22 protein-coding genes, 4 tRNA genes and 1 pseudogene are annotated in these 23383 nt (G+C 70.2%); 20 read left to right on the forward strand and 7 right to left on the reverse strand.

Annotated elements, in window-relative coordinates; genetic code table 11:
• Positions 1-11 precede the first annotated feature (11 nt).
• From HG542_RS17955 to htpX, 3 genes are all read left to right on the forward strand, one after another.
• Entirely contained in the window at positions 12-1565 is a 1554-nt protein-coding gene (locus HG542_RS17955; RefSeq protein ID WP_171082816.1) for a complex I subunit 4 family protein, read from the forward strand.
• Positions 1565-3094 carry an NADH-quinone oxidoreductase subunit N gene (locus tag HG542_RS17960; RefSeq protein ID WP_171082656.1) on the forward strand — a complete coding sequence of 510 codons (1530 nt, stop codon included), beginning with the start codon at positions 1565-1567 and terminating at the stop codon, positions 3092-3094. Before HG542_RS17955 ends, HG542_RS17960 begins: the two co-directional genes overlap by 1 nt.
• 132 nt (positions 3095-3226) lie before the next feature.
• Positions 3227-4093 (forward strand): zinc metalloprotease HtpX, encoded by an 867-nt coding sequence (htpX, locus tag HG542_RS17965; protein WP_171082657.1) that lies wholly within the window; start codon positions 3227-3229, stop codon positions 4091-4093.
• Positions 4094-4101: 8 nt separating this feature from the next.
• Here htpX and HG542_RS17970 read toward each other — a convergent pair whose 3' ends face one another.
• Both HG542_RS17970 and HG542_RS17975 read right to left on the reverse strand, forming a co-directional pair.
• Positions 4102-4425, reverse strand: a complete 324-nt coding sequence (locus HG542_RS17970) for a hypothetical protein (RefSeq protein WP_171082659.1) — start codon at positions 4423-4425, stop codon at positions 4102-4104.
• Positions 4426-4532: 107 nt separating this feature from the next.
• Positions 4533-5140, reverse strand: a pseudogene (locus HG542_RS17975) (carbonic anhydrase).
• Between the two features lie 179 nt (positions 5141-5319).
• On the opposite strand from HG542_RS17975, the gene HG542_RS17980 reads away from it, so the two are divergent.
• Positions 5320-5712: a YccF domain-containing protein gene (locus HG542_RS17980; RefSeq protein ID WP_171082661.1), complete on the forward strand. Its 393-nt coding sequence runs from the start codon at positions 5320-5322 to the stop codon at positions 5710-5712.
• A 95-nt stretch (positions 5713-5807) separates the two neighbouring features.
• On the opposite strand, the gene HG542_RS17985 is transcribed toward HG542_RS17980, so the two are convergent.
• A complete protein-coding gene (locus HG542_RS17985; RefSeq protein WP_171082663.1) occupies positions 5808-6296 on the reverse strand; it encodes a YajQ family cyclic di-GMP-binding protein in 489 nt (162 codons plus the stop codon).
• A gap of 210 nt (positions 6297-6506) precedes the next feature.
• Between HG542_RS17985 and HG542_RS17990 the strand changes: the two genes are divergently transcribed.
• Positions 6507-6588: transfer RNA gene (locus HG542_RS17990), tRNA-Tyr, on the forward strand.
• 60 nt (positions 6589-6648) lie between these two features.
• Here the strand turns inward: HG542_RS17990 and HG542_RS17995 are convergent.
• Positions 6649-7311 carry an SDR family oxidoreductase gene (locus HG542_RS17995; RefSeq protein WP_171082666.1) on the reverse strand — a complete coding sequence of 221 codons (663 nt, stop codon included), beginning with the start codon at positions 7309-7311 and terminating at the stop codon, positions 6649-6651.
• 27 nt (positions 7312-7338) lie between these two features.
• Entirely contained in the window at positions 7339-8616 is a 1278-nt protein-coding gene (locus tag HG542_RS18000; RefSeq protein WP_171082668.1) for an amidohydrolase family protein, read from the reverse strand.
• 195 nt (positions 8617-8811) lie between these two features.
• Between HG542_RS18000 and HG542_RS18005 the strand changes: the two genes are divergently transcribed.
• The 6 genes from HG542_RS18005 to HG542_RS18030 all read left to right on the forward strand — a co-directional run bounded on the left by HG542_RS18005 (position 8812) and on the right by HG542_RS18030 (position 11380).
• Positions 8812-8884: transfer RNA gene (locus HG542_RS18005), tRNA-Thr, on the forward strand.
• 51 nt (positions 8885-8935) lie between these two features.
• A tRNA-Met gene (locus tag HG542_RS18010) sits at positions 8936-9008 on the forward strand.
• 86 nt (positions 9009-9094) lie between these two features.
• The gene (rpmG, locus tag HG542_RS18015) at positions 9095-9259 is read left to right on the forward strand and encodes a 50S ribosomal protein L33 (RefSeq protein ID WP_003956487.1); all 165 of its coding nucleotides are present in this window, start codon (positions 9095-9097) and stop codon (positions 9257-9259) included.
• A gap of 131 nt (positions 9260-9390) precedes the next feature.
• Positions 9391-9843, forward strand: a complete 453-nt coding sequence (locus HG542_RS18020) for a MaoC family dehydratase N-terminal domain-containing protein (RefSeq protein WP_171082670.1) — start codon at positions 9391-9393, stop codon at positions 9841-9843.
• A complete protein-coding gene (locus tag HG542_RS18025; protein WP_171082672.1) occupies positions 9843-10277 on the forward strand; it encodes a MaoC family dehydratase in 435 nt (144 codons plus the stop codon). The genes HG542_RS18020 and HG542_RS18025 overlap by 1 nt, the downstream gene beginning before the upstream one ends.
• 47 nt (positions 10278-10324) lie before the next feature.
• Entirely contained in the window at positions 10325-11380 is a 1056-nt protein-coding gene (locus HG542_RS18030) for a UDP-N-acetylmuramate dehydrogenase (protein ID WP_171082674.1), read from the forward strand.
• A gap of 87 nt (positions 11381-11467) precedes the next feature.
• On the opposite strand, the gene HG542_RS18035 is transcribed toward HG542_RS18030, so the two are convergent.
• Together HG542_RS18035 and HG542_RS18040 are read right to left on the reverse strand one after the other, a co-directional pair.
• Positions 11468-12490 (reverse strand): adenosine deaminase, encoded by a 1023-nt coding sequence (locus HG542_RS18035; protein ID WP_171082676.1) that lies wholly within the window; start codon positions 12488-12490, stop codon positions 11468-11470.
• 126 nt (positions 12491-12616) lie between these two features.
• A complete protein-coding gene (locus HG542_RS18040) occupies positions 12617-13861 on the reverse strand; it encodes a pyridoxal phosphate-dependent aminotransferase (protein WP_171082677.1) in 1245 nt (414 codons plus the stop codon).
• A 242-nt stretch (positions 13862-14103) separates the two neighbouring features.
• Between HG542_RS18040 and HG542_RS18045 the strand changes: the two genes are divergently transcribed.
• The 9 genes from HG542_RS18045 to rpoB all read left to right on the forward strand — a co-directional run bounded on the left by HG542_RS18045 (position 14104) and on the right by rpoB (position 23341).
• Positions 14104-14176: transfer RNA gene (locus tag HG542_RS18045), tRNA-Trp, on the forward strand.
• A 106-nt stretch (positions 14177-14282) separates the two neighbouring features.
• On the forward strand, positions 14283-14573 hold the full coding sequence (gene secE, locus HG542_RS18050) for a preprotein translocase subunit SecE (protein WP_171082679.1): 291 nt from the start codon (positions 14283-14285) through the stop codon (positions 14571-14573).
• Positions 14574-14651: 78 nt separating this feature from the next.
• Complete coding sequence (gene nusG / locus HG542_RS18055; RefSeq protein WP_171082681.1) at positions 14652-15542, forward strand: transcription termination/antitermination protein NusG; 891 nt, start codon at positions 14652-14654, stop codon at positions 15540-15542.
• 144 nt (positions 15543-15686) lie between these two features.
• On the forward strand, positions 15687-16121 hold the full coding sequence (rplK, locus tag HG542_RS18060) for a 50S ribosomal protein L11 (RefSeq protein ID WP_171082683.1): 435 nt from the start codon (positions 15687-15689) through the stop codon (positions 16119-16121).
• 77 nt (positions 16122-16198) lie between these two features.
• Entirely contained in the window at positions 16199-16915 is a 717-nt protein-coding gene (gene rplA, locus HG542_RS18065) for a 50S ribosomal protein L1 (protein WP_171082685.1), read from the forward strand.
• Between the two features lie 160 nt (positions 16916-17075).
• Positions 17076-17972, forward strand: a complete 897-nt coding sequence (locus tag HG542_RS18070) for an SCO4651 family lipoprotein (RefSeq protein WP_171082687.1) — start codon at positions 17076-17078, stop codon at positions 17970-17972.
• 272 nt (positions 17973-18244) lie between these two features.
• The gene (gene rplJ / locus HG542_RS18075; RefSeq protein WP_171082689.1) at positions 18245-18775 is read left to right on the forward strand and encodes a 50S ribosomal protein L10; all 531 of its coding nucleotides are present in this window, start codon (positions 18245-18247) and stop codon (positions 18773-18775) included.
• 109 nt (positions 18776-18884) lie between these two features.
• The gene (gene rplL / locus HG542_RS18080; RefSeq protein ID WP_171082691.1) at positions 18885-19271 is read left to right on the forward strand and encodes a 50S ribosomal protein L7/L12; all 387 of its coding nucleotides are present in this window, start codon (positions 18885-18887) and stop codon (positions 19269-19271) included.
• A gap of 587 nt (positions 19272-19858) precedes the next feature.
• Entirely contained in the window at positions 19859-23341 is a 3483-nt protein-coding gene (rpoB, locus tag HG542_RS18085) for a DNA-directed RNA polymerase subunit beta (RefSeq protein ID WP_171082693.1), read from the forward strand.
• Positions 23342-23383: the final 42 nt, after the last annotated feature.

Here is a 23383-nt window from a genome sequence, read left to right on the forward strand (position 1 = left end):
GTCATACCGTTCTGCAGATCCTCCTCGCTGCGATCGTCGTCGTCCCCCTCCTCGGAGCCGTCGCCGCCCTGCTGCCGGCCCCGCCCGGCCTCAAGGGCAGGAGCCCCGAGCAGGCCGTGCTGCGGCACGGCGTCACCGTCACCGGCGTCGTCCTCGCGCTGTCCGTCGCCCTGGCCGCCGGCTTCGACCACGGTCACCCGGCGCGGATGCAGGCGACCACGGACGTCGGCTGGATCCCGGCCCTCGGCATCCGGATGCATCTCGGCGTGGACGGCGTCTCCCTCCCCCTCATCGTCCTGACCGCGCTGCTGACCTTCCTCTGCGCGCTGTACAGCTACGGTTCACCCCCGCGTGAGCGGGGAACCGATCCGAAAGCCTTCGTCGCACTGATCCTCGTGCTGGAGTCCGGCACCCTGGCGAGCTTCGCGGTGCTCGACCTGGTGCTGTTCTTCCTGGCGTTCGAGATGGTCCTCGTCCCGATGTACTTCCTCGTCGCCCGCTGGGGCGGCGACGGCCGCGAGCGCGCGGCCTGGCGCTTCATCCTCTACACCGTGCTCGGCTCGGTCGTGATGCTGCTCGGCCTCCTCCTCGTCGGCATCAAGGGCGGCACCTTCGACATGGTGGCACTCGCCACCGACAACGGCTCGAAGCTCAGCCACACGACGCAGCTCGTCGCGGCTCTGGCCATCGGTGTCGGACTGGCCGTCAAGGCCCCGATGTGGCCCCTGCACAGCTGGCTGCCCGACGCCCACACCGCCGCCCCGACCACGGGTTCGGTGCTGCTCGCGGGCGTCCTGCTGAAGATGGGCACGTACGGTTTCGTCCGCATCGTCCTGCCGGTCACCCCGGACGGGGCCCACTCCCTGGCTCCCTACCTCGCCGCCTTCGCGGCCGTCGGCATCGTCTACGGCTCCCTGGTCTGCCTCTCGCTGGCCCGGTCCGGCGCAAAGGGCGACCTCAAGCGGCTGATCGCCTACTCCTCCGTGGGCCACATGGGCTTCGTCCTCCTGGGCATCGCCACCCTCACCCCCACCGGGGTCAACGGCGCCCTCTTCGCCAACATCGCCCACGGCCTCATCACCGGCCTCCTCTTCTTCCTGGTCGGCGCGATCAAGGACCGGTACGGCACCAGCGACCTCGACACCCTCTCCGGTGCCACCGGCGCGGCCCTCTACGGCCGGGCCCCCCGGCTCGGCGGCCTCCTGGCCTTCGGCGCCGTCGCCTCCCTCGGGCTGCCCGGACTGGCCGGATTCTGGGGCGAGATGCTCGCCATGTTCGGCGCGTTCCGCCCCGCCGACGGCCTCAGCCGCCCCGCCTACCTGACGTTCATGGTCCTCGCCGGCCTCGGCACCCTGCTCACGGCCGCCTACATGCTGGTCGTCGTGCGCCGCGTGTGCATGGGGGAGACGACGCAGGAGGCCCCCGTCGTCGCGGACGTCCGGACGTACGAGTTCGCCGCCTGGACCCCGCTCGCCGTCCTCACCGTCCTCGCCGGACTCTGGCCCGCGGCCCTCCTCGGCCTCACCGACCCGGCCGTACAGCAGCTCCTCCGAGGAGGCAACTGATGGGCTCCCTCGTCCAGTCCGTCGACTGGCTCGCCATCGCCCCGCCCACCGTCACCGCCGTCGTGGCGCTGGCCGTCCTGGTCGCCGACCTCTTCCTGCCGGACGCGCGCAAGCCGCTGCTCGGGCGCATCGCCGTCGCCGGACTGGTGCTGGCAGGGCTGAGCCTGCTCCCGCTGCTCGGCGGCGACCGCTCCACCTTCTGCCTGACGACCGGCACGCGCGTGTGCAGCTACACGGCCGACCACTTCACCCTGGTCATCCAGTTCCTCGTGCTGGGCGGAGCACTGCTGACCGCGCTGCTGTCCTTCAGCGCGCTCGACGATCTCGAACTTCCCCATGGGGAGTACTGGTTCCTGCTGCTGTCCTCCGCCGCGGGGGCCGCGCTGCTGCCCGCCTCCCGCGACCTCGCCACGCTCGTCGTGGCCCTGGAGGTCGCCTCCCTGCCCGCGTTCGCCCTCGTGGGCCTGCGCCGCGGTGACAGCCGCTCCTCCGAGGCCGCGCTGAAGTTCTTCCTGTCGTCGGTCACCGCGACCGCCGTCACCCTGCTCGGCGTCAGCTTCGTCTACGCGGCCACCGGCACCCTGCACCTCGCCCAGGTCGCCGAGGGCCTCACCCACGTCGACCCGCGCCTGGCCACCCTCGCCGAGGCGGGCGTCGCCCTCACCCTCGTCGGCTTCGCGTTCAAGACCGCGGCCGTCCCGTTCCACTTCTGGGTGCCCGACACCTACGCGGGCGCGCCGCTGCCCGTCGCCGCGTACCTGTCCGTCATCGGCAAGGCGGTCGGCTTCACCGGCCTGATCCTCGTGACGGTCCTCGGCTTCCCGTCGTACGCCGACGTCTGGGGCCCGGCCCTCGCCGTCCTCGCCGCCCTGACGATGACCATCGGCAACGTCGCCGCCCTGCGCCAGCGCCCGGAGCGCGACCGCAGCGCCGTCCGCCTGCTCGCCTGGTCCTCCGTCGGCCAGGCCGGCTACCTGCTCGTGCCGATCGCGGCCGCCGGCTACGCGGGCGGCCCGGGGCACGCCATCGGCTCCACCGTCGCGTACGCCCTGATGTACGCCGCCGTGAACCTCGGCGCCTTCGCCGTCGCCGCGCTCGTCGCCCGCACGAGCCCCGGCAACCGCATCACCGACTACCGCGGCCTGTACGCCCGTCGCCCGCTCGCGGCGCTCGCCCTCGGCTTCTTCCTGCTCTGCCTGGCCGGTCTGCCGCCGGGCGTGATCGGCCTGTTCGCGAAGGTCACGGTCTTCACCGCGGCCGTGGACGCGGGCCTGGGCTGGCTGGCGGTCGTCATGGCCGTCAACGTCGTGATCGCGCTCTACTACTACCTGCAGTGGACGGCGGTGCTGTTCAAGCCGGCCGCGGGGCAGCCTGCCGGCGAGGACGCGGAGGCGCCGCAGGCACCTCGGTCCACGGGCCGGATCCCGCTGCCCCTGGCCACCGCCATCGCCCTGGCGGCCGCCCTCGGCATCGCCCTCTCCGGCGCCCCGCAGCTGGTCCTGCGCTTCGCCTCCGGGGCGCTCCTGTAGCGGTGATCACCCGAACGGGGCAGCCCCGGAGCGCGTGCACAAGGGAACTGGCGGCCTCTGTCTGGCGTTGACCAGTTCGAAAGGTTCCACTGGTTCAAGGGTTCCCCTGCCGCACCACTTGGAGGGCGTACCGTGCACCGCCGACACAACGGGCTCAGGACGGCCGTGCTCCTCGGGGGGCTGTCCGCGCTCATCATCGTCATCGGCAGCTTCTTCGGACGCGGGGGCCTGGTCGTCGCGGTCCTGGTGGCGCTCGGCACCAACGCCTACGCCTACTGGAACAGCGACAAGCTGGCCCTGCGCGCGATGCGCGCGCGGCCCGTCAGCGAGTTCGAGGCGCCCCAGCTCTACCGGATGGTCCGCGAGCTCTCCACGGCCGCGCGGCAGCCCATGCCGCGCCTGTACATCTCCCCGACGGAGGCCCCCAACGCCTTCGCCACCGGCCGCAATCCGCGCAACGCGGCCGTCTGCTGCACCGACGGCATCCTGCGCCTGCTCGACGAGCGCGAGCTGCGCGGCGTCATCGGCCACGAGCTCAGCCACGTCTACAACCGGGACATCCTCATCTCCTCCGTGGCCGGCGCCCTGGCCTCGGTGGTGATGTTCCTGGTCAACTTCGCCTGGCTGATCCCCTTCGGCCGCGACGAGGACGACGAGGGCCCCGGCATCCTCGGCATGCTGCTGATCATGATCCTCGGCCCGGTCGCGGCCTCGCTCATCCAGCTGGCCGTCAGCCGCTCCCGCGAGTACGAGGCCGACGCCTCCGGCGCCCGCCTCACGGGCGACCCCCTGGCCCTGGCCTCGGCGCTGCGCAAGCTGGAAGCGGGCACCCAGCGCCTGCCGCTCCCGCCGGAGCCGCGTCTGGAGACCGCGAGCCACATGATGATCGCGAACCCGTTCCGGGCGGGGGAGGGCATGTCGAAGCTCTTCTCCACGCACCCGCCGATGCCGGAGCGCATCGCCCGCCTGGAGCAGATGGCCGGCTACCACCGGCCGTAGCCGGGAGCTCAGGCCTTGCCGAAGCCGTCGAGGCCGGTGAAGCCGGCGGCACCGTCGACGCTGTCGACGAGTGTGAAGTCGTCGCCGTCGGCGAAGACGACGGTCTGGCCGTCGAAGACGCCCCCCTTGCAGACCAGCGTGTAGTAGGGCTGCGTCTGAAGCCCGCCCTTGATCACGCCGAGCCTGCCCTTGCCGTTGTAGCAGCTCCTGAAGTCCGTGTCCGTCGGGACGACGGCGGAGGCGGAGGCTCCGAGTGCGCTGAAGGCGACCAGCACCGCGGCGACGACGGCGGGGCGGACCGCCCGGGCCCGTACGGGCATGCGTATGGACATGGGGACTCCTCGCGGAAATGCGCAGGGTTGCGACACGCCCACCATGACCGGCCGCCCCGCCGGACGGCTCGCTGCGTTACCCCATTCGGGGGCAGCGGGCCGGGCGGTCAGAGCGGCAGGAATGCGTCGAGCCCGGGGTCGTGCGCGAGCACCAGCCCGGTGTTCACCTCGTAGAACCAGCCGTGCAGCCGCAGCCGCCCGTCGGCCAGCCGCTCCCGGACGGACGGGTACGTGCGCAGCCGGTCCAGCTGGACGCGCACATTGCGCTGCACCGCCGCGTGCACGCCGGGGTCGCCTCGTGCCCGAACCGGTCCAGGCCGTCCGGCAGCTGGGAGTTGAGCCAGCCCGCGACGGCCGGCACGGCGGTCAGGTCCTCGCCGCGCACCCGGGCCCCGACCGCGCCGCAGTGCGAGTGGCCGCACACGACGATGTCGGGCACTTCGAGCACGTCCACCGCGTACTCCACGGTCGCGGACTCGCCGCTGGGCCGGGCGTCGTCGTACGCGGGGACGGCGTTGCCGGCCGTCCGCAGTTCGAACAGCTCGCCCGGGCGGGCGCCGGTTATCAGGGACGGCACGACCCGCGAGTCGGAGCACGTCACGAACAGCGCCGTGGGCGACTGCCCGTCGGCGAGCCGTCCGAACTCGGCGCGCCTGCGGGCGTTGCGTGCGATGCGCCGCCTCAGGGTGCGGGCGTGTTCGATGAAGGGCTGCATGAGGTTCCCCCTGGGTGCATGCCGATGCCGACGATACCCAGGAACTGCCCTTGCAGGACTGGTGATATGCCTGGTTCCGGAAGGCGCCCCCGGGGAGGCCCGCTGACCAGGAGCAACCGAAGCGGAGCGCTACGGCGTCTCAGTGGCCGGAGAACCGGTCGCGTGGAAGGCTGTCATTTATGAGGTTCATCCTGAATGTAATTTGGCTGGTCCTCTGCGGACTGTGGATGGCCATCGGCTACGTGATCGCCGGCCTCGTCTGCTGCGTGCTCATCGTCACGATCCCCTTCGGCATCGCCAGCTTCCGTATCGCCTCGTATGCCCTGTGGCCGTTCGGCCGCACGACGGTGGAACGGCGTGACGCGGGCGCGGGTTCGCTCATCGGCAATGTCATCTGGATCGTCTTCGCGGGCTGGTGGCTCGCGCTGGGCCACATCTTCACCGGAATCGCGCTCTGCTGCACGATCATCGGTATTCCGCTGGGCATTGCGAACTTCAAGCTGATCCCGGTGTCGCTGATGCCGCTCGGCAGGGAAATCGTGTCCACGGACGAGGCGTTCGGCCGCTGGTAGCGGCAAGTCGGCCGCCGTTCACGGAAAAGGGCGCGTCGGGGACGGCGGAACCGTCCCTGACGCGCCCTCTCCGGGTCGCCGCAACCGGCAGTCGGCTAGCGATAGTTGACGAACTGCAGGGCGAAGTCCAGGTCCTTGCCCTTCAGCAGGGCGATGACGGCCTGGAGGTCGTCGCGGCTCTTCGAGGTGACCCGCAGCTCCTCGCCCTGGACCTGGGCCTTGACGCCCTTGGGGCCCTCATCGCGAATGATCTTGGCGACCTTCTTCGCGTTCTCCTGGGAGATGCCCTCCTGGAGCGAGGCGAAGATCTTGTACTCCTTGCCGGAGGCCTGCGGGTCGCCCGCGTCCAGGGCCTTCAGCGAGATGCCGCGCTTGATGAGCTTGGACTGGAAGACGTCGAGAATCGCCTTGACCCGCTCCTCGGAGTTGGCGCGCATCTCGATCTTCTCGCCGGACCAGGCGATCGACGCACCGACGTTCTTGAAGTCGAAGCGCTGCGAGATCTCCTTGGCGGCCTGGTTGAGGGCGTTGTCGACCTCCTGCCGCTCGACCTTCGAGACGATGTCGAAACTGGAGTCGGCCATATCGAGTTGGCTCCTCGTGCATAGATCGATCAGGGGATCGGCCCGGTGGCAACCCGGGCCGGTGGCCGGGGACGGCCGCGGCGCCAGCCTAGTCATCCCGGGCCCCGCAGGGGCGCTGCGAACCGAGTGGCGGACCACCCCTGGTCATCGGGTATGGTTTACGTCGTTGCCCCGGGGGATCTCGCAAGGGACCCGAGGCGACCAACCCATGGCGGTGTGCCCGAGTGGCCAATGGGAGCGGACTGTAAATCCGTCGGCTTAGCCTACCCAGGTTCGAATCCTGGCGCCGCCACCGGACAAGGCCCCCGATCTTCGGATCGGGGGCCTTTCCGTTTGCCGGACGGCCTGCGGATCAGGCCCCCGCCGCCTTGGCGACCGCTTCCGTCACCGGCATGCCGCCGCCGATCAGCTCCAGCGTCCGGCCCGCCGTCCCCGGCTCGTCCAGCAGCGCCGCCAGCACGGCCGCCACGTCGTCGCGCGTGACGTCGCCCCGGCCCGTGGCCTCCGCCAGGGCCACCAGGCCCGTACCCGGCCCGTCCGTCAGCCGTCCCGGGCGCAGGATCGTCCAGTCCAGGCCGGACCGGGAGCGGACGTCCGCGTCGGCGGCGCCCTTCGCGCGCAGGTACGCGGCGAAGACCGGATCCGTGCCCTCCGGGGGTTCGCGGTCGGCGCCCATCGAGGAGACGACCAGGAAGCGGCGCACCCCGGCCGCCTCGGCCGCGTCGGCGAAGAGCGTGGCCGCCCCGCGGTCGACCGTGTCCTTGCGTTCCGCGCCGCTGCCCTGGCCCGCGCCGGCCGCGAACACCGCGGCGTCCGCGCCCTCCAGATGCCGTGCCACGTCCCCGACCGTCGCCGACTCCAGGTCGCAGACGACCGGTTCGGCACCTGCCGCGAGCAGATCGCCCGCCTGTTCCGGGCGTCGGATGACACCCGACACCTCGTCACCGCGCGCGGCGAGCAGGCGCTCCAGCCGCAGCGCGATCCGACCATGTCCACCTGCGATGACAATGCGCATGATCCGACCGTAGCCCGCTACCGGCGGTCAGGCCGGGTCCGCGCCGCGCGGCGCCTGTCGCGGCAGGTCCAGGGCCACCGCGGCCTGGGAGTCGCAGAACTCCCGCACCGCGCTCGTCCTGGCCACCACCCGCCCCCGGTGCACCACGAGGCGGCTGTAGCCCAGCGACAGGACCCCCGCGATCCCCTCGCCCCGCACCGCCAGCAGCTCCGCGGGGAACCCTGCCTCCACCCGCACCTCCGGCAGCCCCATCGCCGCGCGGGCCCGGCCGGCCACGGCCTCGTACGCCCCGGCGGGCGGCAGTTCGGCCCGCGAGGCCAGCAGGAAGGCGGCCTCCAGGGGGTCGCCGCGGCCGACCGGGTTGGCCGCGTCCCGCAGGGCCCCGCTGCCCGCGGCGATCCGCACGCCCGCCGCCCGCAGCAGGCGGACGGGCGCGGCGGCCGCACCCCGGGCGGCGGGGCAGTCGCCCTGCGGCAGGCACACCACCGTCACACCGGCGGCGGCGAGTTGCTCGGCCGCCCGGACGGCCTGGTCGTACGGCAGCCGGCCCAGGCCGCCGCACGGACCGAGGGCGACGCCGGGGCGCAGCCGGCCCGCCATGGCGGCCAGCCGGGCCAGACGGACGGGGTCCTCGCCGTCGGTGTGCAGGTCGACGGCGCAGCCGTACTCGGCAGCGACGTCCAGCACGGCCTCGGCGTAACCGGTCGGGTCGGGGTCGAGGTCGGGGCAGCCGCCGACGGCCGTGGCGCCCATCTTCACCGCGTCCCGCAGCATGGCCAGCCCGTCGGCGCCCGCCACGCCCGTCAGCAGCCGGGGCACGGCCACGGCGGACAGCTCCGTGAGCCCGCGCAGCGCCCGGCGGGCCTGGAGCACCCCCTCCAGCGAGCGCAGCCCCTGGACGTCGCCGATGCGGACGTGGGTGCGCACCGCCGTTGCGCCGTGGCCGAGTTGCAGCAGGGCGGCTTCCGTGGTGCGGCGCTGGACGTCCTCCGCGGAGTACGGGACGGGGCCGCCGATGTCGGCCGTCAGCGCGGTGTCGCAGTGGGCGTGCGGTTCGGCGGGGGCGGGCAGCAGCAGGTAGCCGCCCAGGTCGACGCGGGGGCCGGGCGCGAGGCTGCCCGCCGTGCCCACGGCCTCGATGCGCCCGCCGCTCAGCCGCACGTCCACGATGCGGCCGTCGGCCAGCCGCGCGCCGCAGAGCAGCAGCGCACCGTCGCCGGCGGACAGCGGCACGGGCAGGCCGCCGGGCGGTCTGCTGGCGTCGCCGTCGGGGTTTCTGGCGGGCTGCGGCTGACTGTCGGGCATCGCGCTCCTCCGGGGGCCGGGGCATGCATGATCACGCAGCGTGCTCCGAGCGTAGGACCCCTGTGCAGCCGCTTCGCGCAGGCGCCGAATAGTCGTACCGGTGTGGTCCGCGCGTCGCACCGGGGCGGGCTGCGCGGGGGTGGCCCGATACGGATTTCACCTTCGGCGGCAGACCGTGTAATGTCTTCCTCGCTCGCCCCAATAGCTCAGTCGGCAGAGCGTCTCCATGGTAAGGAGAAGGTCAACGGTTCGATTCCGTTTTGGGGCTCTGGTGTGAGAGGTTTCCTCGTCCTCGGACGGGGAATCCCTCCCGCATCACAGCGGTGTAGCTCAGTCGGTAGAGCAAGCGGCTCATAATCGCTGTGTCACCGGTTCAAGTCCGGTCACCGCTACACACAGTAGCCGATTGCGGGGTCGGTCCTCCGATCGGCTACTCTTGTCTGCGTTAAATCCGTCCATTCCGTCAAGGAGCACTCACGTGGCTGCCACCGACGTCCGCCCGAAGATCACGCTGGCCTGCGTGGAGTGCAAGGAGCGGAACTACATCACCAAGAAGAACCGGCGCAACAACCCGGACCGCCTTGAGATGAAGAAGCACTGCCCGCGCTGCAACTCTCACACTGCGCACCGCGAGACCCGCTAAACGCATACGTCGTTCATGAGGCCGTCCCCATTCCGGTGGGGGCGGCCTCATGGCGTATCCATGGATGTACGCGGGTGTACGTGTGTGTACCCATGGCGTACCGAATCCCCCAGTCCAGGAGGTGCCGAGCGATGCCGCTCGACCAGTCCTTCGTCGGACGGACCTATCCGGCCACCGACCCGTACGAGGTCGGGCGGGAGAAGATCCGCGAATTCGCCGAGGCCATCGGCGACGCCAATCCGGCGTACACCGACCCCGAGGCCGCCCGGGCGCTCGGGCACCGCGACGTGATCGCCCCGCCGACCTTTGTGTTCGCCATCACATACAAGGCCGCGGGCCAGGTCATCGAGGACCCGCAGCTCGGGCTGGACTACAGCCGCGTGGTGCACGGCGACCAGAAGTTCGCCTACAGCCGCCCGGTGTGCGCGGGCGACCGGCTGACGGTCGTCTCCACCATCGAGTCGATCAAGTCCCTCGCGGGCAACGATGTGCTGACGATCCGTGGTGACGTCCACGACGAGCACGGCGAGCACGTGGTGACCGCCGAGACCAAGCTGGTGGCGCGCGCCGCCGAGGAGGCGTGATGGCTGCCACGATCGCGTACGCCGACGTCGAGGTCGGCACGGAGCTGCCGGCGCAGACCTTCCCGGTCGCCCGGGAGACCCTGGTCCGCTACGCGGGCGCGTCCGGCGACTTCAACCCGATCCACTGGAACGAGAAGTTCGCCAAGGAGGTCGGGCTCCCGGACGTCATCGCACACGGCATGTTCACCATGGCCGAGGCGATCCGCGTGGTGACCGACTGGGCCGGCGACCCGGCGGCCGTCGTCGACTACGGCGTGCGCTTCACCAAGCCGGTCGTGGTGCCGAACGACGACAAGGGCGCGCTCCTCGAGGTGAGCGCCAAGGTCGCGGCCAAGCTGGACGACGAGGCCCGCACGGTCCGCGTCGACCTGGTGGTGCGGTGCGCCGACCAGAAGGTCCTGGGCATGTCGCGGGCGGTCGTCAAGCTCGCCTGAGCCGCAGGGGCCGGGCCCCTGCGGCCCGGCCCCGTACTCTTGTGCGCGTGCAGGAAAACCACGATGCCCCCCTCGCGCCCCTGACCACCTTCCGGCTCGGCGGGCCCGCCGCCCGTCTCGTCACGGCCGTCACCGACGACGAGGTGATCGCGGCCGTCCGAGAGGCCGACGCGAGCGGCACCCCGCTGCTGATCATCGGCGGCGGCAGCAACCTCGTCATCTCCGACAAGGGCTTCGAGGGCACCGCCCTGCGCATCGCCACCGAGGGCTTCCTGCTCGACGGCACGTCGCTGGAGCTCGCCGCCGGCGAGAACTGGTCCGACGCCGTCGCCCGCACCGTCGAGGCCGGCCTGGCGGGCATCGAGTGCCTGGCCGGCATCCCCGGCTCCGCGGGCGCCACCCCGATCCAGAACGTCGGGGCCTACGGACAGGACGTCTCCGCGACGCTCACCGAGGTCGTCGCCTACGACCGCCGCTCCGGCGAGGTCGTCACCCTCACCAACGCCGAGTGCGGCTTCTCGTACCGGCACAGCCGCTTCAAGCAGGAGCCGGACCGCCACGTCGTGCTGCGCGTCCGCTTCGAGCTGGAGGACGCGGGCGGGCTGTCCGCGCCGATCAAGTACCCGGAGACGGCCCGCGCCCTCGGCGTCGAGGCCGGCGACCGGGTCCCCGCCGCCGTCGCCCGCGCGACGGTGCTCAGGCTGCGCTCCGGCAAGGGCATGGTCCTCGACCCCGAGGACCACGACACCTGGTCGGCCGGGTCGTTCTTCACCAACCCCGTCCTCACCGCGGCGGAGCACGAGGCCTTCCTGGCCCGCGTGACCGAGCGGCTCGGCCCGGACGTCATGCCGCCGGCGTTCCCCGCGGGCGACGGCATGGTCAAGACCTCGGCCGCCTGGCTGATCGACCGGGCCGGCTTCACCAAGGGCTACGGGACCGGCGCGGCCCGCATCTCGACCAAGCACACGCTCGCCCTCACCAACCGGGGCGACGCGACCACCGAGGAGCTCCTCGCCCTCGCCCGCGAGGTGCGCGACGGCGTCCACGCGGCCTTCGGGGTGACGCTGGTCAACGAGCCGGTCACCGTCGGCGTCAGCCTCTGAGCGCTCCACCGGGAGTCCGGTGCGTCATCCGAGGGTGCGTCGTGGCCGGTCGCGCAGTTCCCCGCGCCCCTTCGGGGCGGCTGGGCGTCAGTCCGCCGCCAGCCAGTCGTCCACGCCCGCCAGCAGCCGCCGGCGCACGTCCTCCGGCGCCCGCGAGGCCCGGACCGACTGGCGGGCCAGCTCGGCCAGCTCCGCGTCCGTGAAGGCGTGGTGCTCCCGCGCCAGCTCGTACTGGGCGGCCAGCCGCGAGCCGAAGAGCAGCGGGTCGTCCGCCCCCAGCGCTATCGACACCCCGGCCTCGTACAGCGTGCGCAGCGGGACGTCGGCGGGCTTCTCGTAGACGCCGAGGGCGACGTTCGACGCCGGGCACACCTCGCACGTCACACCGCGCTGGGCGAGCTTGCGGAGCAGCCTCGGGTCCTCGGCGGCCCGCACGCCGTGGCCCACGCGGCCCGCGTGCAGGTCGTCCAGGCAGTCGCGCACGCTGCCCGGTCCCGCCAGCTCGCCGCCGTGCGGGGCGGCCAGCAGACCGCCCTCGCGGGCGATCTGGAAGGCCCGGTCGAAGTCGCGGGCGAGTCCGCGCCGCTCGTCGTTGGAGAGCCCGAAGCCGACCACGCCGCGGTCCGCGTACCGCACGGCGAGCCGGGCGAGGGTACGGGCGTCCAGCGGGTGCTTCATCCGGTTCGCGGCGACGAGGACCCGTATCCCCAGTCCCGTGTCCCGCGACGCGGTCTCCACCGCGTCCAGGATGATCTCCAGCGCGGGGATCAGCCCGCCCAGCCGGGGGGCGTACGAGGTGGGGTCGACCTGGATCTCCAGCCACCCCGAGCCGTCCCGGACGTCCTCCTCGGCGGCCTCCCGGACCAGGCGCCGGATGTCGTCGGGGGAGCGCAGGCACGACCGCGCGATGTCGTAGAGCCGCTGGAAGCGGAACCAGCCGCGCTCGTCCGTGGCCCGCAGTTTCGGGGGCTCTCCGCTGCTCAGCGCCTCGGGCAGGTGCACGCCGTATTTGTCGGCCAGCTCCAGCAGGGTCGAGGGGCGCATGGACCCGGTGAAGTGCAGGTGCAGGTGGGCCTTCGGCAGTCGACGGAGATCACGCACGCGTTCCATTGCCCGATCCTGCCGCAGGAGGGGGGCCGGCGGGAAGGCACTTTCCCCGATCGCCCTGATCGGGGAGGGGTCCGAAAACGTTTCCTGGGGCCCGCGCCCCGTGGAGGGGCGCGGGCGGGCGGCAGGCTACTCGGCCTCGGCCAGCAGCTTCTGGAGGCGGGAGACGCCCTCGACGAGGTCCTCGTCGCCCAGGGCGTACGACAGGCGCAGGTAGCCCGGCGTGCCGAAGGCCTCGCCCGGGACGACCGCGACCTCGGCCTCGTCCAGGATCAGCGCGGCCAGCTCCACGGACGTGGCGGGCCGCTTGCCGCGGATCTCCTTGCCGAGGAGGCCCTTGACGGACGGGTACGCGTAGAACGCGCCCTCCGGCTCGGGGCAGACGACGCCGTCGATCTCGTTGAGCATCTGCACGATCTTGCGGCGGCGGCGGTCGAAGGCGGTCTTCATCTCGTCGACGGCCTTCAGGTCGCCGGAGACGGCGGCCAGGGCAGCGGCCTGTGCGACGTTGCTCACGTTGGACGTGGCGTGCGACTGCAGGTTGGTCGCGGCCTTCACCACGTCCTGCGGGCCGATGACCCACCCGACGCGCCAGCCGGTCATCGCGTACGTCTTGGCGACGCCGTTGACGACGATGCACTTGTCGCGCAGCTCGGGCACGACGACCGGCAGCGAGTGGAACTCGGCGTCGCCGTAGACCAGGTGCTCGTAGATCTCGTCCGTCAGCACCCACAGGCCGTGCTCGGCGGCCCAGCGGCCGACGGCCTCGATCTGCTCGCGGCTGTAGACCGCACCGGTCGGGTTCGACGGCGAGACGAAGAGCAGCACCTTGGTGCGCTCGGTGCGCGCGGCCTCCAGCTGCTCCACGGAGACGCGGTAGCCGGTGGTCTCGTCGGCCACGACCGGGACGGGCACACCGCCGGCCAGGCGGATGGACTCCGGGTACGTGGTCCAGTACGGGGCCGGGACGATGACCTCGTCGCCCGGGTCGAGGATCGCGGCGAACGCCTCGTAGATCGCCTGCTTGCCGCCGTTGGTGACGAGCACCTGGGACGCCTCGACCTCGTAGCCGGAGTCGCGCAGCGTCTTCGCGGCGATCGCGGCCTTCAGCTCGGGGAGGCCGCCGGCGGGCGTGTAGCGGTGGTACTTGGGGTTGCGGCAGGCCTCCACGGCGGCCTCGACGATGTAGCCGGGCGTCGGGAAGTCGGGCTCGCCGGCGCCGAAGCCGATCACCGGGCGCCCGGCGGCCTTGAGGGCCTTCGCCTTGGCGTCCACGGCGAGGGTGGCGGACTCGGAGATCGAACCGATGCGGGCGGAGACCCGGCGCTCGGTGGCGGACTGGACAGGGGGGACGGGCGGAGTCGCAGCGCTCATGGAGGCATCGTCCCAGACCCGGCAGGAAGCGGACACATACGTTTCGCAGAGCAGTCATCCGGGTCGTCGCAACGGCCCGCAGGAGGTTCACGGAGGACCCCGTTCCGGGCCTCTGCACCGCAAGCCGTTCGACGCTGGGCTCCGGACCACGTACACTCATCCGTCGTTGGCCCCTCACCGGCAACTCCAGCCCGTGCACTCCGTGCGTCCGGCCGGATGCGGTACGTTGGGGGGAACCACAAAGGGTCGTAGCTCAATTGGTAGAGCACTGGTCTCCAAAACCAGCGGTTGGGGGTTCAAGTCCCTTCGGCCCTGCTACACGCATCGTCACCAGGTGCGTGCGTGCAGATGTACTGATGCACCGCCGTGCGGCTCGAACCGGGCGCGGCACGGCCACGACCCGGATTCAGGTGAGGACGTAGTGACGGAAGCCCTGGGCTCCACCGCGACACCTGAGAGCGGTCGTCCTGAGGACGAGCTGGCCGCCAAGAAGGGCCGCCGTGGCGGGAAGCGCGGGAAGAAGGGCCCTCTGGGCCGCCTCGCGCTGTTCTACCGTCAGGTGGTCGCGGAGCTCCGCAAGGTCGTCTGGCCCACCAGGAGCCAGCTGTCGACGTACACCACCGTGGTGATCGTCTTCGTTGTCATCGTCATTGGACTGGTGACCGTGATTGACTATGGGTTCAACCAGGCCGTCAAGTACGTCTTCGGCTGAGCCCGCGCGTAAGGCGGCCTCCAGGGAGGTTCGCCTCTTCGCACGTTCCACCCCTTGAAGCCAGGAAGAAGCAGCCACGTGTCTGACCCGAACCTGAACGACGCCGTCGACTCCGTCGAGAAGGCCGAGGCCGACGTGGACGCGGCGGCCGTCTCGGCCGAGGTCGAGGGCGACGACACCGCGCAGGAGATCGTCGAGAACGCCGACGGCACCGACGAGCTCGACGCCGAGGAAGCCGCCGCGGGCGAGCCGGCCGAGGAGGCCGCCCTGCACGTCGACAGCGACGAGGACGCCGCCGCCGTGGAGCAGGCCGACGAGGCCGACGCCGAGCTGCCCGCCGAGGAGGCCCCGGTCGACCCGATCGCCGCTCTCCGCGAGGAGCTGCGCGGCCTGCCCGGCGAGTGGTACGTCATCCACACCTACGCGGGCTACGAGAACCGCGTGAAGACCAACCTCGAGCAGCGTGCCGTCTCGCTGAACGTCGAGGACTACATCTTCCAGGCCGAGGTGCCGCAGGAAGAGGTCGTCCAGATCAAGAACGGCGACCGCCGCACCGTCCGCCAGAACAAGCTCCCCGGCTACGTGCTGGTGCGCATGGACCTGACGAACGAGTCCTGGGGCGTCGTCCGCAACACCCCGGGTGTCACCGGCTTCGTCGGCAACGCCTACGACCCGTACCCGCTGACCCTGGACGAGATCGTCAAGATGCTCGCGCCGGAGGCGGAGGAGAAGGCCGCCCGCGAGGCCGCCGAGGCCGAGGGCAAGCCCGCGCCGTCCCGCAAGGTCGAGGTCCAGGTGCTGGACTTCGAGGTGGGCGACTCGGTCACCGTCACCGACGGCCCGTTCGCCACGCTGCAGGCGACGATCAACGAGATCAACGCCGACTCGAAGAAGGTCAAGGGCCTCGTCGAGATCTTCGGTCGCGAGACCCCGGTCGAGCTGAGCTTCGACCAGATCCAGAAGAACTAGTTCCTCAACACTTCCGAGAGGCCAGACCAGGGCGGTCTGGCCTCTCGGTTTTTGGCCCGGCCACGTTACCCGTTATCGTGGTGCGGTATGCCTGCGCGCAGTGTGCTCAGGCAAAGAACCTCTCACTAGGACCCGGAGAGAGCAATGCCTCCCAAGAAGAAGAAGGTCACGGGGCTCATCAAGCTCCAGATCCAGGCCGGTGCCGCCAACCCGGCTCCGCCGGTCGGCCCCGCGCTGGGTCAGCACGGCGTCAACATCATGGAGTTCTGCAAGGCCTACAACGCCGCGACCGAGTCGCAGCGTGGCATGGTCGTGCCGGTGGAGATCACGGTCTACGAGGACCGTTCCTTCACCTTCGTCACGAAGACCCCGCCGGCCGCGAAGCTGATCCTCAAGGCTGCGGGCGTGCAGAAGGGCTCCGGCGAGCCGCACAAGACCAAGGTCGGCAAGATCACCGAGGCGCAGATCCGCGAGATCGCCACGACCAAGATGCCCGACCTGAACGCCAACGACCTGGATGCCGCCGCGAAGATCGTCGCCGGCACCGCCCGCTCCATGGGCATCACGGTCGAGGGCTGACGGCCACCACCTCGCAGTACCCGTGGGAGGGCCGGCGCGGTCCGTACCACGAACTCCATGAACACTGAGGAGAAGCAGTGAAGCGCAGCAAGAACCTCCGCGCTGCGGACGCCAAGATCGACGCGGAGCGCCTGTACGCCCCGCTCGAGGCTGTCCGTCTGGCGAAGGAGACCTCCACCGCCAAGTTCGACGCGACCGTCGAGGTTGCCTTCCGCCTGGGTGTCGACCCGCGCAAGGCCGACCAGATGGTCCGTGGCACCGTGAACCTTCCGCACGGCACCGGTAAGACCGCCCGGGTCCTGGTCTTCGCGACCGGCGACCGTGCCGAGGCCGCGCGTGCCGCGGGCGCCGACATCGTCGGTGCCGACGAGCTGATCGACGAGGTCGCGAAGGGCCGTCTGGACTTCGACGCCGTCGTCGCCACCCCGGACCTCATGGGCAAGGTCGGCCGCCTCGGCCGCGTGCTCGGTCCCCGTGGCCTGATGCCGAACCCGAAGACCGGCACGGTCACCCCGGACACCGCCAAGGCTGTCACGGACATCAAGGGCGGCAAGATCGAGTTCCGCGTCGACAAGCACTCGAACCTGCACTTCATCATCGGCAAGGTGTCCTTCGACGACACCAAGCTGGTGGAGAACTACGCCGCGGCCCTGGAGGAGATCCTCCGTCTGAAGCCGTCGGCCGCCAAGGGCCGCTACATCAAGAAGGCGACCCTGGCCACCACGATGGGCTCGGGCATCGCCCTGGACCCGAACCGCACCCGCAACCTGCTGGTCGAGGACGAGACCGTCTGAGACCGCCTGTAACGGGCTTCCGCCGGGCCCCGCACCCTTCCTGGGTGCGGGGCCCGGCGCGTTGGTGCGGGGCGGTGGGACGGGACCGGATATCCGGTTGCCGCGCTGTCGGTGGCCGGGGATATCGTCCGTACAACATCGTTCATGGGGGGTTGTGTTCATGAATCGCCGTACGCTCCACGTCACTGCCGGTATGGCCGCAGGACTGCTGCTCTGCGGGGCCGTCACGGGCTGCTCGGCCTCGGACGGCAAGCGCAGTGCCTCGTCGGCCGCGGCCGGCGCCGAGGCCGCCTCCGGGGCCCCTGTGGCCGCCGTGCAGACCGCTGCGAAGAAGGCCGCCGAGCTGAAGTCCCTGCGGGTCGAGATGAGCGGTACGGTGCCGGGCGCTCCTGGGCGGATGCAGGCCGACATGGCCATGAGCATGGCCCCCAAGGCCATGGAGATGAACATGGAGCTCGCCGGCCGGGGGGAAGAGGGCGGCAGGTTCACGCTCAAGCTCGTCGGGGACGCCATGTACCTCGGCGGCAGCGAGAAGATAGCCGGCCACCTGGACGGCAAGCACTGGGTGAAGCTGCCCCTGAACGGCAAGATGAAGGACGCCCTGGACGGGATGGGCGCGGCCCACCAGGATCCGTCCGCCCAGACGGATCTGCTCTCCGGCTCCAGGAACATCAAGAAGGTAGGCGAGGAGACCGTCGCCGGCACCCGGGCCACGCACTACGCGGGCTCCGTCACGATCGACGAGATGGAGGGGCAGGTCGGCAAGGGCGGCAGCGACGCGGTCAAGGAGAGCCGCCGCAAGTCGGTCGAGCAGCTCCGGCAGCAGGGCGTGCAGAAGCTCGATGTCGACCTGTGGATCGACAAGGACAGCCGGCCGGTCCAGCTGCGCGAGCGCGGGCAGGCCGACAAGGGCCCGCTCGACCTGACCATGGTCTTCAAGGACTTCGACAAGCCGGTCACCGTCGAGGCCCCGGCGGCCGACGACACGGCGGACATGGGCGACCGCCCGGCGGGCGGTCTGGGCGGCGGTCTGGGCGAGGCCTCCAAGAGCCTCTGAGCCGCCCGGTCGGCACCGATTTGCGTGACCGGAGGTCGGTCACCTATCGTGTCCGGGAAGCCAAAGACCGCTGGTTGCTTCTGTATGCGTCGGTGCACACGGAAGCCGAAGGATCCGCTAGCTGCGGACGGCCCGCGCAGGTGACATCGAGGAATTGCTCCCGGACGCATTGTTGTCCGGTCGAGTTACGCCCCGTGCGCCTGCGCCGGGGCGTTTGATTTGCCCAAGCCCCTTCTGCGCGGTCCTCATCACCCGGAAGGAGGCCGAGGCTCATGGCGAAGACCGAGAAGGTCTCGGCTGTGGCGGAGATTGCGGACGAGTTCCGCAATTCCAACGCCGCAGTCGTGACCGCGTACACCGGTCTGTCCGTTGCGCAGCTCAGGCAGCTGCGCCGTTCGCTCGGTGACAACGCTCAGTACCGTGTGGTGAAGAACACGCTGACCAAGATCGCGGCCAATGAGGCTGGGATCGTCGCGCTGGACGAGCACCTGAGTGGCTCGACGGCTGTCGCCTTCGTGACCGGTGACCCGGTCGAGGCGGCGAAGGGTCTTCGTGACTTCGCCAAGGAGAACCCCGCTCTCGTCATCAAGGGCGGTGTCCTTGAAGGCAAGGCGCTGTCCGCCGACGAGATCAAGAAGCTTGCGGACCTCGAGTCCCGCGAGGTTCTGCTCAGCAAGCTGGCCGGTGCCATGAAGGGCAAGCAGTCCCAGGCTGCCTCGCTCTTCCAGGCGCTGCCGACGAAGCTCGTCCGCACCGTGGACGCGCTGCGCGCCAAGCAGGCCGAGCAGGGCGGTGCCGAGTAATTCGGCTCGCACATTGATCGCTGCCCCCGGGCGGTGATCACAGCGGGCCAGTACAGCCCGCCGACATGTACATCCCGGCACCTGCCGAATTAGTGGAAGGAACGCCATCATGGCGAAGCTGACCAAGGACGAGCTGCTCGCGCAGTTCGAGGAGATGACCCTCATCGAGCTGGCCGAGTTCGTCTCCGCCTTCGAGGAGAAGTTCGACGTCACCGCCGCCGCCGCTGCGCCGGTCGTCGTTGCCGGCGGCGTCGCCGGTGGCGAGGCTGCCGCCGAGGAGGAGAAGGACGAGTTCGACGTCATCCTCACCGGCGCCGGCGACAAGAAGATCCAGGTCATCAAGGTCGTGCGTGAGCTGACCTCCCTGGGTCTGAAGGAGGCCAAGGACCTCGTCGACGGCACCCCGAAGCCGGTCCTCGAGAAGGTCGCCAAGGACGCCGCGGAGAAGGCCGCCGAGGCCCTCAAGGGCGCCGGCGCCTCCGTCGAGGTCAAGTAACACCTGCCGGCCCGGGCCCCTGTGGCCCCGGCCGGACAACTCAAGGGCGATCACCCATGCGGGTGGTCGCCCTTGGGCGTTCCCGGGACGGATGCGTGTGACTGTCGGAGGGTGCGAGTATGGTGATCTTCGTTGTCCGGGGCGCTCGAGGGGGCGCCCGGGAGCCGGGGGCCTTGACGAACGGCACGCCGCGCGCAATTCTCAGGACGCGTCGCCACATCGATCCTCCGTCCGAGGCATGGATCGTGGGCGGGCAGGGAAGTATCGTCATGCGCTTCCGGCGCATGGCTCGCGTCAGGCGTGGGCCGGGCGCAGGTCGGACGCAGCGGACGGCGAGGAACAACAGGATCCCGGAGGGAGAGATTGGTATCGCACCGGTCTCGGGAAATCCGCTCTGGACATCAGTGGGCCAAGTGGCTACACTGACCCTTTGCGCTGCCTGTTAGCTGCTCCCTGCCCGTCACCAGGGGCATGCCCACTTCCGAGCATTGCTGAGAGAGACCCTCTGACCTGGGATTTCTCCCCGTGCTGCACGTAGTGGGACCGGTACGCGCGTAGTGAGTCCGAGCCCTCGGAAGGACCCCCTCTTGGCCGCCTCGCGCAACGCCTCGACCGCCAATACGAACAACGGCGCCAGCACTGCCCCGCTGCGCATCTCCTTTGCGAAGATCAAGGAGCCCCTCGAGGTTCCGAACCTCCTTGCGCTGCAGACCGAGAGCTTCGACTGGCTGCTCGGCAACGCCGCCTGGAAGGCTCGCGTCGAGGCTGCGCTGGACAGTGGTCAGGACGTCCCCACCAAGTCCGGTCTGGAGGAGATCTTCGAGGAGATCTCCCCGATCGAGGACTTCAGCGGGTCGATGTCGCTGACCTTCCGTGACCACCGCTTCGAGCCCCCGAAGAACTCCATCGACGAGTGCAAGGAGCGCGACTTCACGTACGCGGCTCCGCTCTTCGTCACGGCCGAGTTCACCAACAACGAGACCGGCGAGATCAAGTCCCAGACGGTCTTCATGGGCGACTTCCCGCTCATGACGAACAAGGGCACCTTCGTCATCAACGGCACCGAGCGTGTCGTGGTCTCGCAGCTGGTCCGCTCGCCGGGTGTCTACTTCGACTCGTCGATCGACAAGACCTCCGACAAGGACATCTTCACCGCCAAGATCATCCCGTCCCGGGGTGCCTGGCTGGAGATGGAGGTCGACAAGCGCGACATGGTCGGTGTCCGCATCGACCGCAAGCGCAAGCAGTCCGTCACCGTCCTCCTGAAGGCGCTCGGCTGGACGACCGAGCAGATCCTCGAGGAGTTCGGCGAGTACGAGTCCATGCGCGCCACCCTGGAGAAGGACCACACCCAGGGCCAGGACGACGCGCTGCTCGACATCTACCGCAAGCTGCGCCCGGGCGAGCCCCCGACGCGTGAGGCCGCGCAGACGCTGCTCGAGAACCTCTACTTCAACCCGAAGCGCTACGACCTGGCCAAGGTCGGCCGCTACAAGGTCAACAAGAAGCTGGGCGCGGACGCCCCGCTCGACGCCGGTGTGCTGACCGTCGACGATGTCATCGCGACGATCAAGTACCTGGTGAAGCTGCACGCGGGCGAGGTCGAGACGGCCGGCGAGAACGGCACCTCGATCGTCGTCGAGGTCGACGACATCGACCACTTCGGCAACCGCCGCCTGCGCAACGTCGGCGAGCTCATCCAGAACCAGGTCCGCACCGGTCTGGCCCGTATGGAGCGCGTCGTCCGCGAGCGGATGACCACCCAGGACGTCGAGGCGATCACGCCGCAGACCCTGATCAACATCCGGCCGGTCGTCGCCTCCATCAAGGAGTTCTTCGGCACCAGCCAGCTGTCCCAGTTCATGGACCAGACCAACCCGCTGTCGGGTCTGACCCACAAGCGCCGTCTGTCGGCGCTGGGCCCGGGTGGTCTGTCCCGTGAGCGGGCCGGCTTCGAGGTCCGTGACGTCCACCCGTCGCACTACGGCCGCATGTGCCCGATCGAGACCCCCGAAGGCCCGAACATCGGTCTGATCGGCTCGCTCGCGTCCTACGGCCGCGTCAACGCGTTCGGCTTCGTCGAGACCCCGTACCGCAAGGTCGTCGACGGCCAGGTCACCGACGAGGTGAACTACCTGACCGCTGACGAGGAGGACCGCTTCGTCATCGCCCAGGCGAACGCCCCCCTCACCGAGGACCTGCGCTACGCCGAGTCCCGCGTCCTGGTCCGCCGCCGTGGCGGCGAGGTCGACTACGTCGACCCGTCCGAGGTCGACTACATGGACGTCTCGCCGCGCCAGATGGTGTCGGTCGCGACCGCCATGATCCCGTTCCTCGAGCACGACGACGCCAACCGCGCGCTCATGGGATCGAACATGATGCGCCAGGCCGTGCCGCTGATCAAGGCCGAGGCCCCGCTCGTCGGCACCGGCATGGAGTACCGCTGCGCGGTCGACGCCGGTGACGTCATCAAGGCCGAGAAGGACGGTGTCGTCCAGGAGGTCTCCGCCGACTACGTCACGGTGGCCAACGACGACGGCACGTACAACACGTACCGGGTCGCCAAGTTCTCCCGCTCCAACCAGGGCACCTCCTTCAACCAGAAGGTCGTCGTCGACGAGGGCGCCCGCGTCGTCGCCGGCCAGGTGCTCGCCGACGGCCCGTCCACCGACAACGGTGAGATGGCACTCGGCAAGAACCTCCTCGTGGCGTTCATGCCGTGGGAGGGCCACAACTACGAGGACGCGATCATCCTGTCGCAGCGCCTCGTCCAGGACGACGTCCTCTCCTCGATCCACATCGAGGAGCACGAGGTCGACGCCCGTGACACCAAGCTGGGCCCCGAGGAGATCACCCGGGACATCCCGAACGTCTCCGAGGAGGTCCTCGCCGACCTCGACGAGCGCGGCATCATCCGCATCGGTGCCGAGGTCGTGGCCGGCGACATCCTGGTCGGCAAGGTCACCCCGAAGGGCGAGACCGAGCTGACCCCGGAGGAGCGCCTGCTCCGCGCGATCTTCGGTGAGAAGGCCCGTGAGGTCCGTGACACCTCGCTCAAGGTCCCGCACGGCGAGATCGGCAAGGTCATCGGCGTCCGCGTCTTCGACCGCGAAGAGGGCGACGAGCTGCCCCCGGGCGTGAACCAGCTGGTCCGCGTCTACGTGGCCCAGAAGCGCAAGATCACCGATGGTGACAAGCTCGCCGGCCGTCACGGCAACAAGGGTGTCATCTCCAAGATCCTGCCGGTCGAGGACATGCCGTTCCTCGAGGACGGCACCCCGGTCGACATCATCCTCAACCCGCTCGGTGTCCCGTCCCGAATGAACCCGGGACAGGTCCTCGAGATCCACCTCGGCTGGCTCGCCAGCCGCGGCTGGAAGGTCGAGGGCGACGAGGACTGGATGAAGCGCCTGCAGGCGATCGGCGCCGACGAGGTCGCCGCCGGCACCAACGTCGCGACCCCGGTCTTCGACGGCGCCCGCGAGGACGAGATCGCCGGTCTCTTCGAGTCCACGATCCCCAACCGCGACGGCGAGCGCCTGGTGCTCCCGTCCGGCAAGGCCCGGATGTTCGACGGCCGCTCCGGCGAGCCGTTCCCGGACCCGATCTCGGTCGGGTACATGTACATCCTCAAGCTGCACCACCTGGTCGACGACAAGCTCCACGCGCGTTCGACCGGTCCGTACTCCATGATCACCCAGCAGCCGCTGGGTGGTAAGGCTCAGTTCGGTGGCCAGCGCTTCGGTGAGATGGAGGTGTGGGCGCTGGAGGCATACGGCGCCGCATACGCCCTCCAGGAGCTGCTGACCATCAAGTCCGACGACGTCACCGGCCGTGTGAAGGTCTACGAGGCGATCGTCAAGGGCGAGAACATCCCCGAGCCCGGCATCCCCGAGTCCTTCAAGGTGCTCATCAAGGAGATGCAGTCTCTGTGCCTCAACGTGGAGGTGCTGTCCTCGGACGGCATGTCCATCGAGATGCGCGACACCGACGAGGACGTCTTCCGCGCTGCGGAGGAGCTCGGTATCGACCTGTCCCGGCGCGAGCCGAGCAGCGTCGAAGAGGTCTGACGGGTCTGGTGGGGGGCTTCCCCCGGGAAGCCCCCCACCTCC

The sequence above is a fragment of the Streptomyces morookaense genome (genome assembly GCF_013030945.1).
Lineage (GTDB): Bacteria > Actinomycetota > Actinomycetes > Streptomycetales > Streptomycetaceae > Streptomyces > Streptomyces morookaensis.

Coding starts and splice junctions, on each gene's coding strand:
- HG542_RS17960 (WP_171082656.1), top strand. CDS start 1,565: ATGGGCTCCCTCGTCCAGTCCGTCGACTGGCTCGCCATCGCCCCGCCC.
- HG542_RS17970 (WP_171082659.1), bottom strand. CDS start 4,425: ATGTCCATACGCATGCCCGTACGGGCCCGGGCGGTCCGCCCCGCCGTC.
- HG542_RS17980 (WP_171082661.1), top strand. CDS start 5,320: ATGAGGTTCATCCTGAATGTAATTTGGCTGGTCCTCTGCGGACTGTGG.
- HG542_RS17985 (WP_171082663.1), bottom strand. CDS start 6,296: ATGGCCGACTCCAGTTTCGACATCGTCTCGAAGGTCGAGCGGCAGGAG.
- HG542_RS17995 (WP_171082666.1), bottom strand. CDS start 7,311: ATGCGCATTGTCATCGCAGGTGGACATGGTCGGATCGCGCTGCGGCTG.
- HG542_RS18000 (WP_171082668.1), bottom strand. CDS start 8,616: ATGCCCGACAGTCAGCCGCAGCCCGCCAGAAACCCCGACGGCGACGCC.
- HG542_RS18020 (WP_171082670.1), top strand. CDS start 9,391: ATGCCGCTCGACCAGTCCTTCGTCGGACGGACCTATCCGGCCACCGAC.
- HG542_RS18025 (WP_171082672.1), top strand. CDS start 9,843: ATGGCTGCCACGATCGCGTACGCCGACGTCGAGGTCGGCACGGAGCTG.
- HG542_RS18035 (WP_171082676.1), bottom strand. CDS start 12,490: ATGGAACGCGTGCGTGATCTCCGTCGACTGCCGAAGGCCCACCTGCAC.
- HG542_RS18040 (WP_171082677.1), bottom strand. CDS start 13,861: ATGAGCGCTGCGACTCCGCCCGTCCCCCCTGTCCAGTCCGCCACCGAG.
- rplK (WP_171082683.1), top strand. CDS start 15,687: ATGCCTCCCAAGAAGAAGAAGGTCACGGGGCTCATCAAGCTCCAGATC.
- HG542_RS18070 (WP_171082687.1), top strand. CDS start 17,076: ATGAATCGCCGTACGCTCCACGTCACTGCCGGTATGGCCGCAGGACTG.
- rplJ (WP_171082689.1), top strand. CDS start 18,245: ATGGCGAAGACCGAGAAGGTCTCGGCTGTGGCGGAGATTGCGGACGAG.
- rplL (WP_171082691.1), top strand. CDS start 18,885: ATGGCGAAGCTGACCAAGGACGAGCTGCTCGCGCAGTTCGAGGAGATG.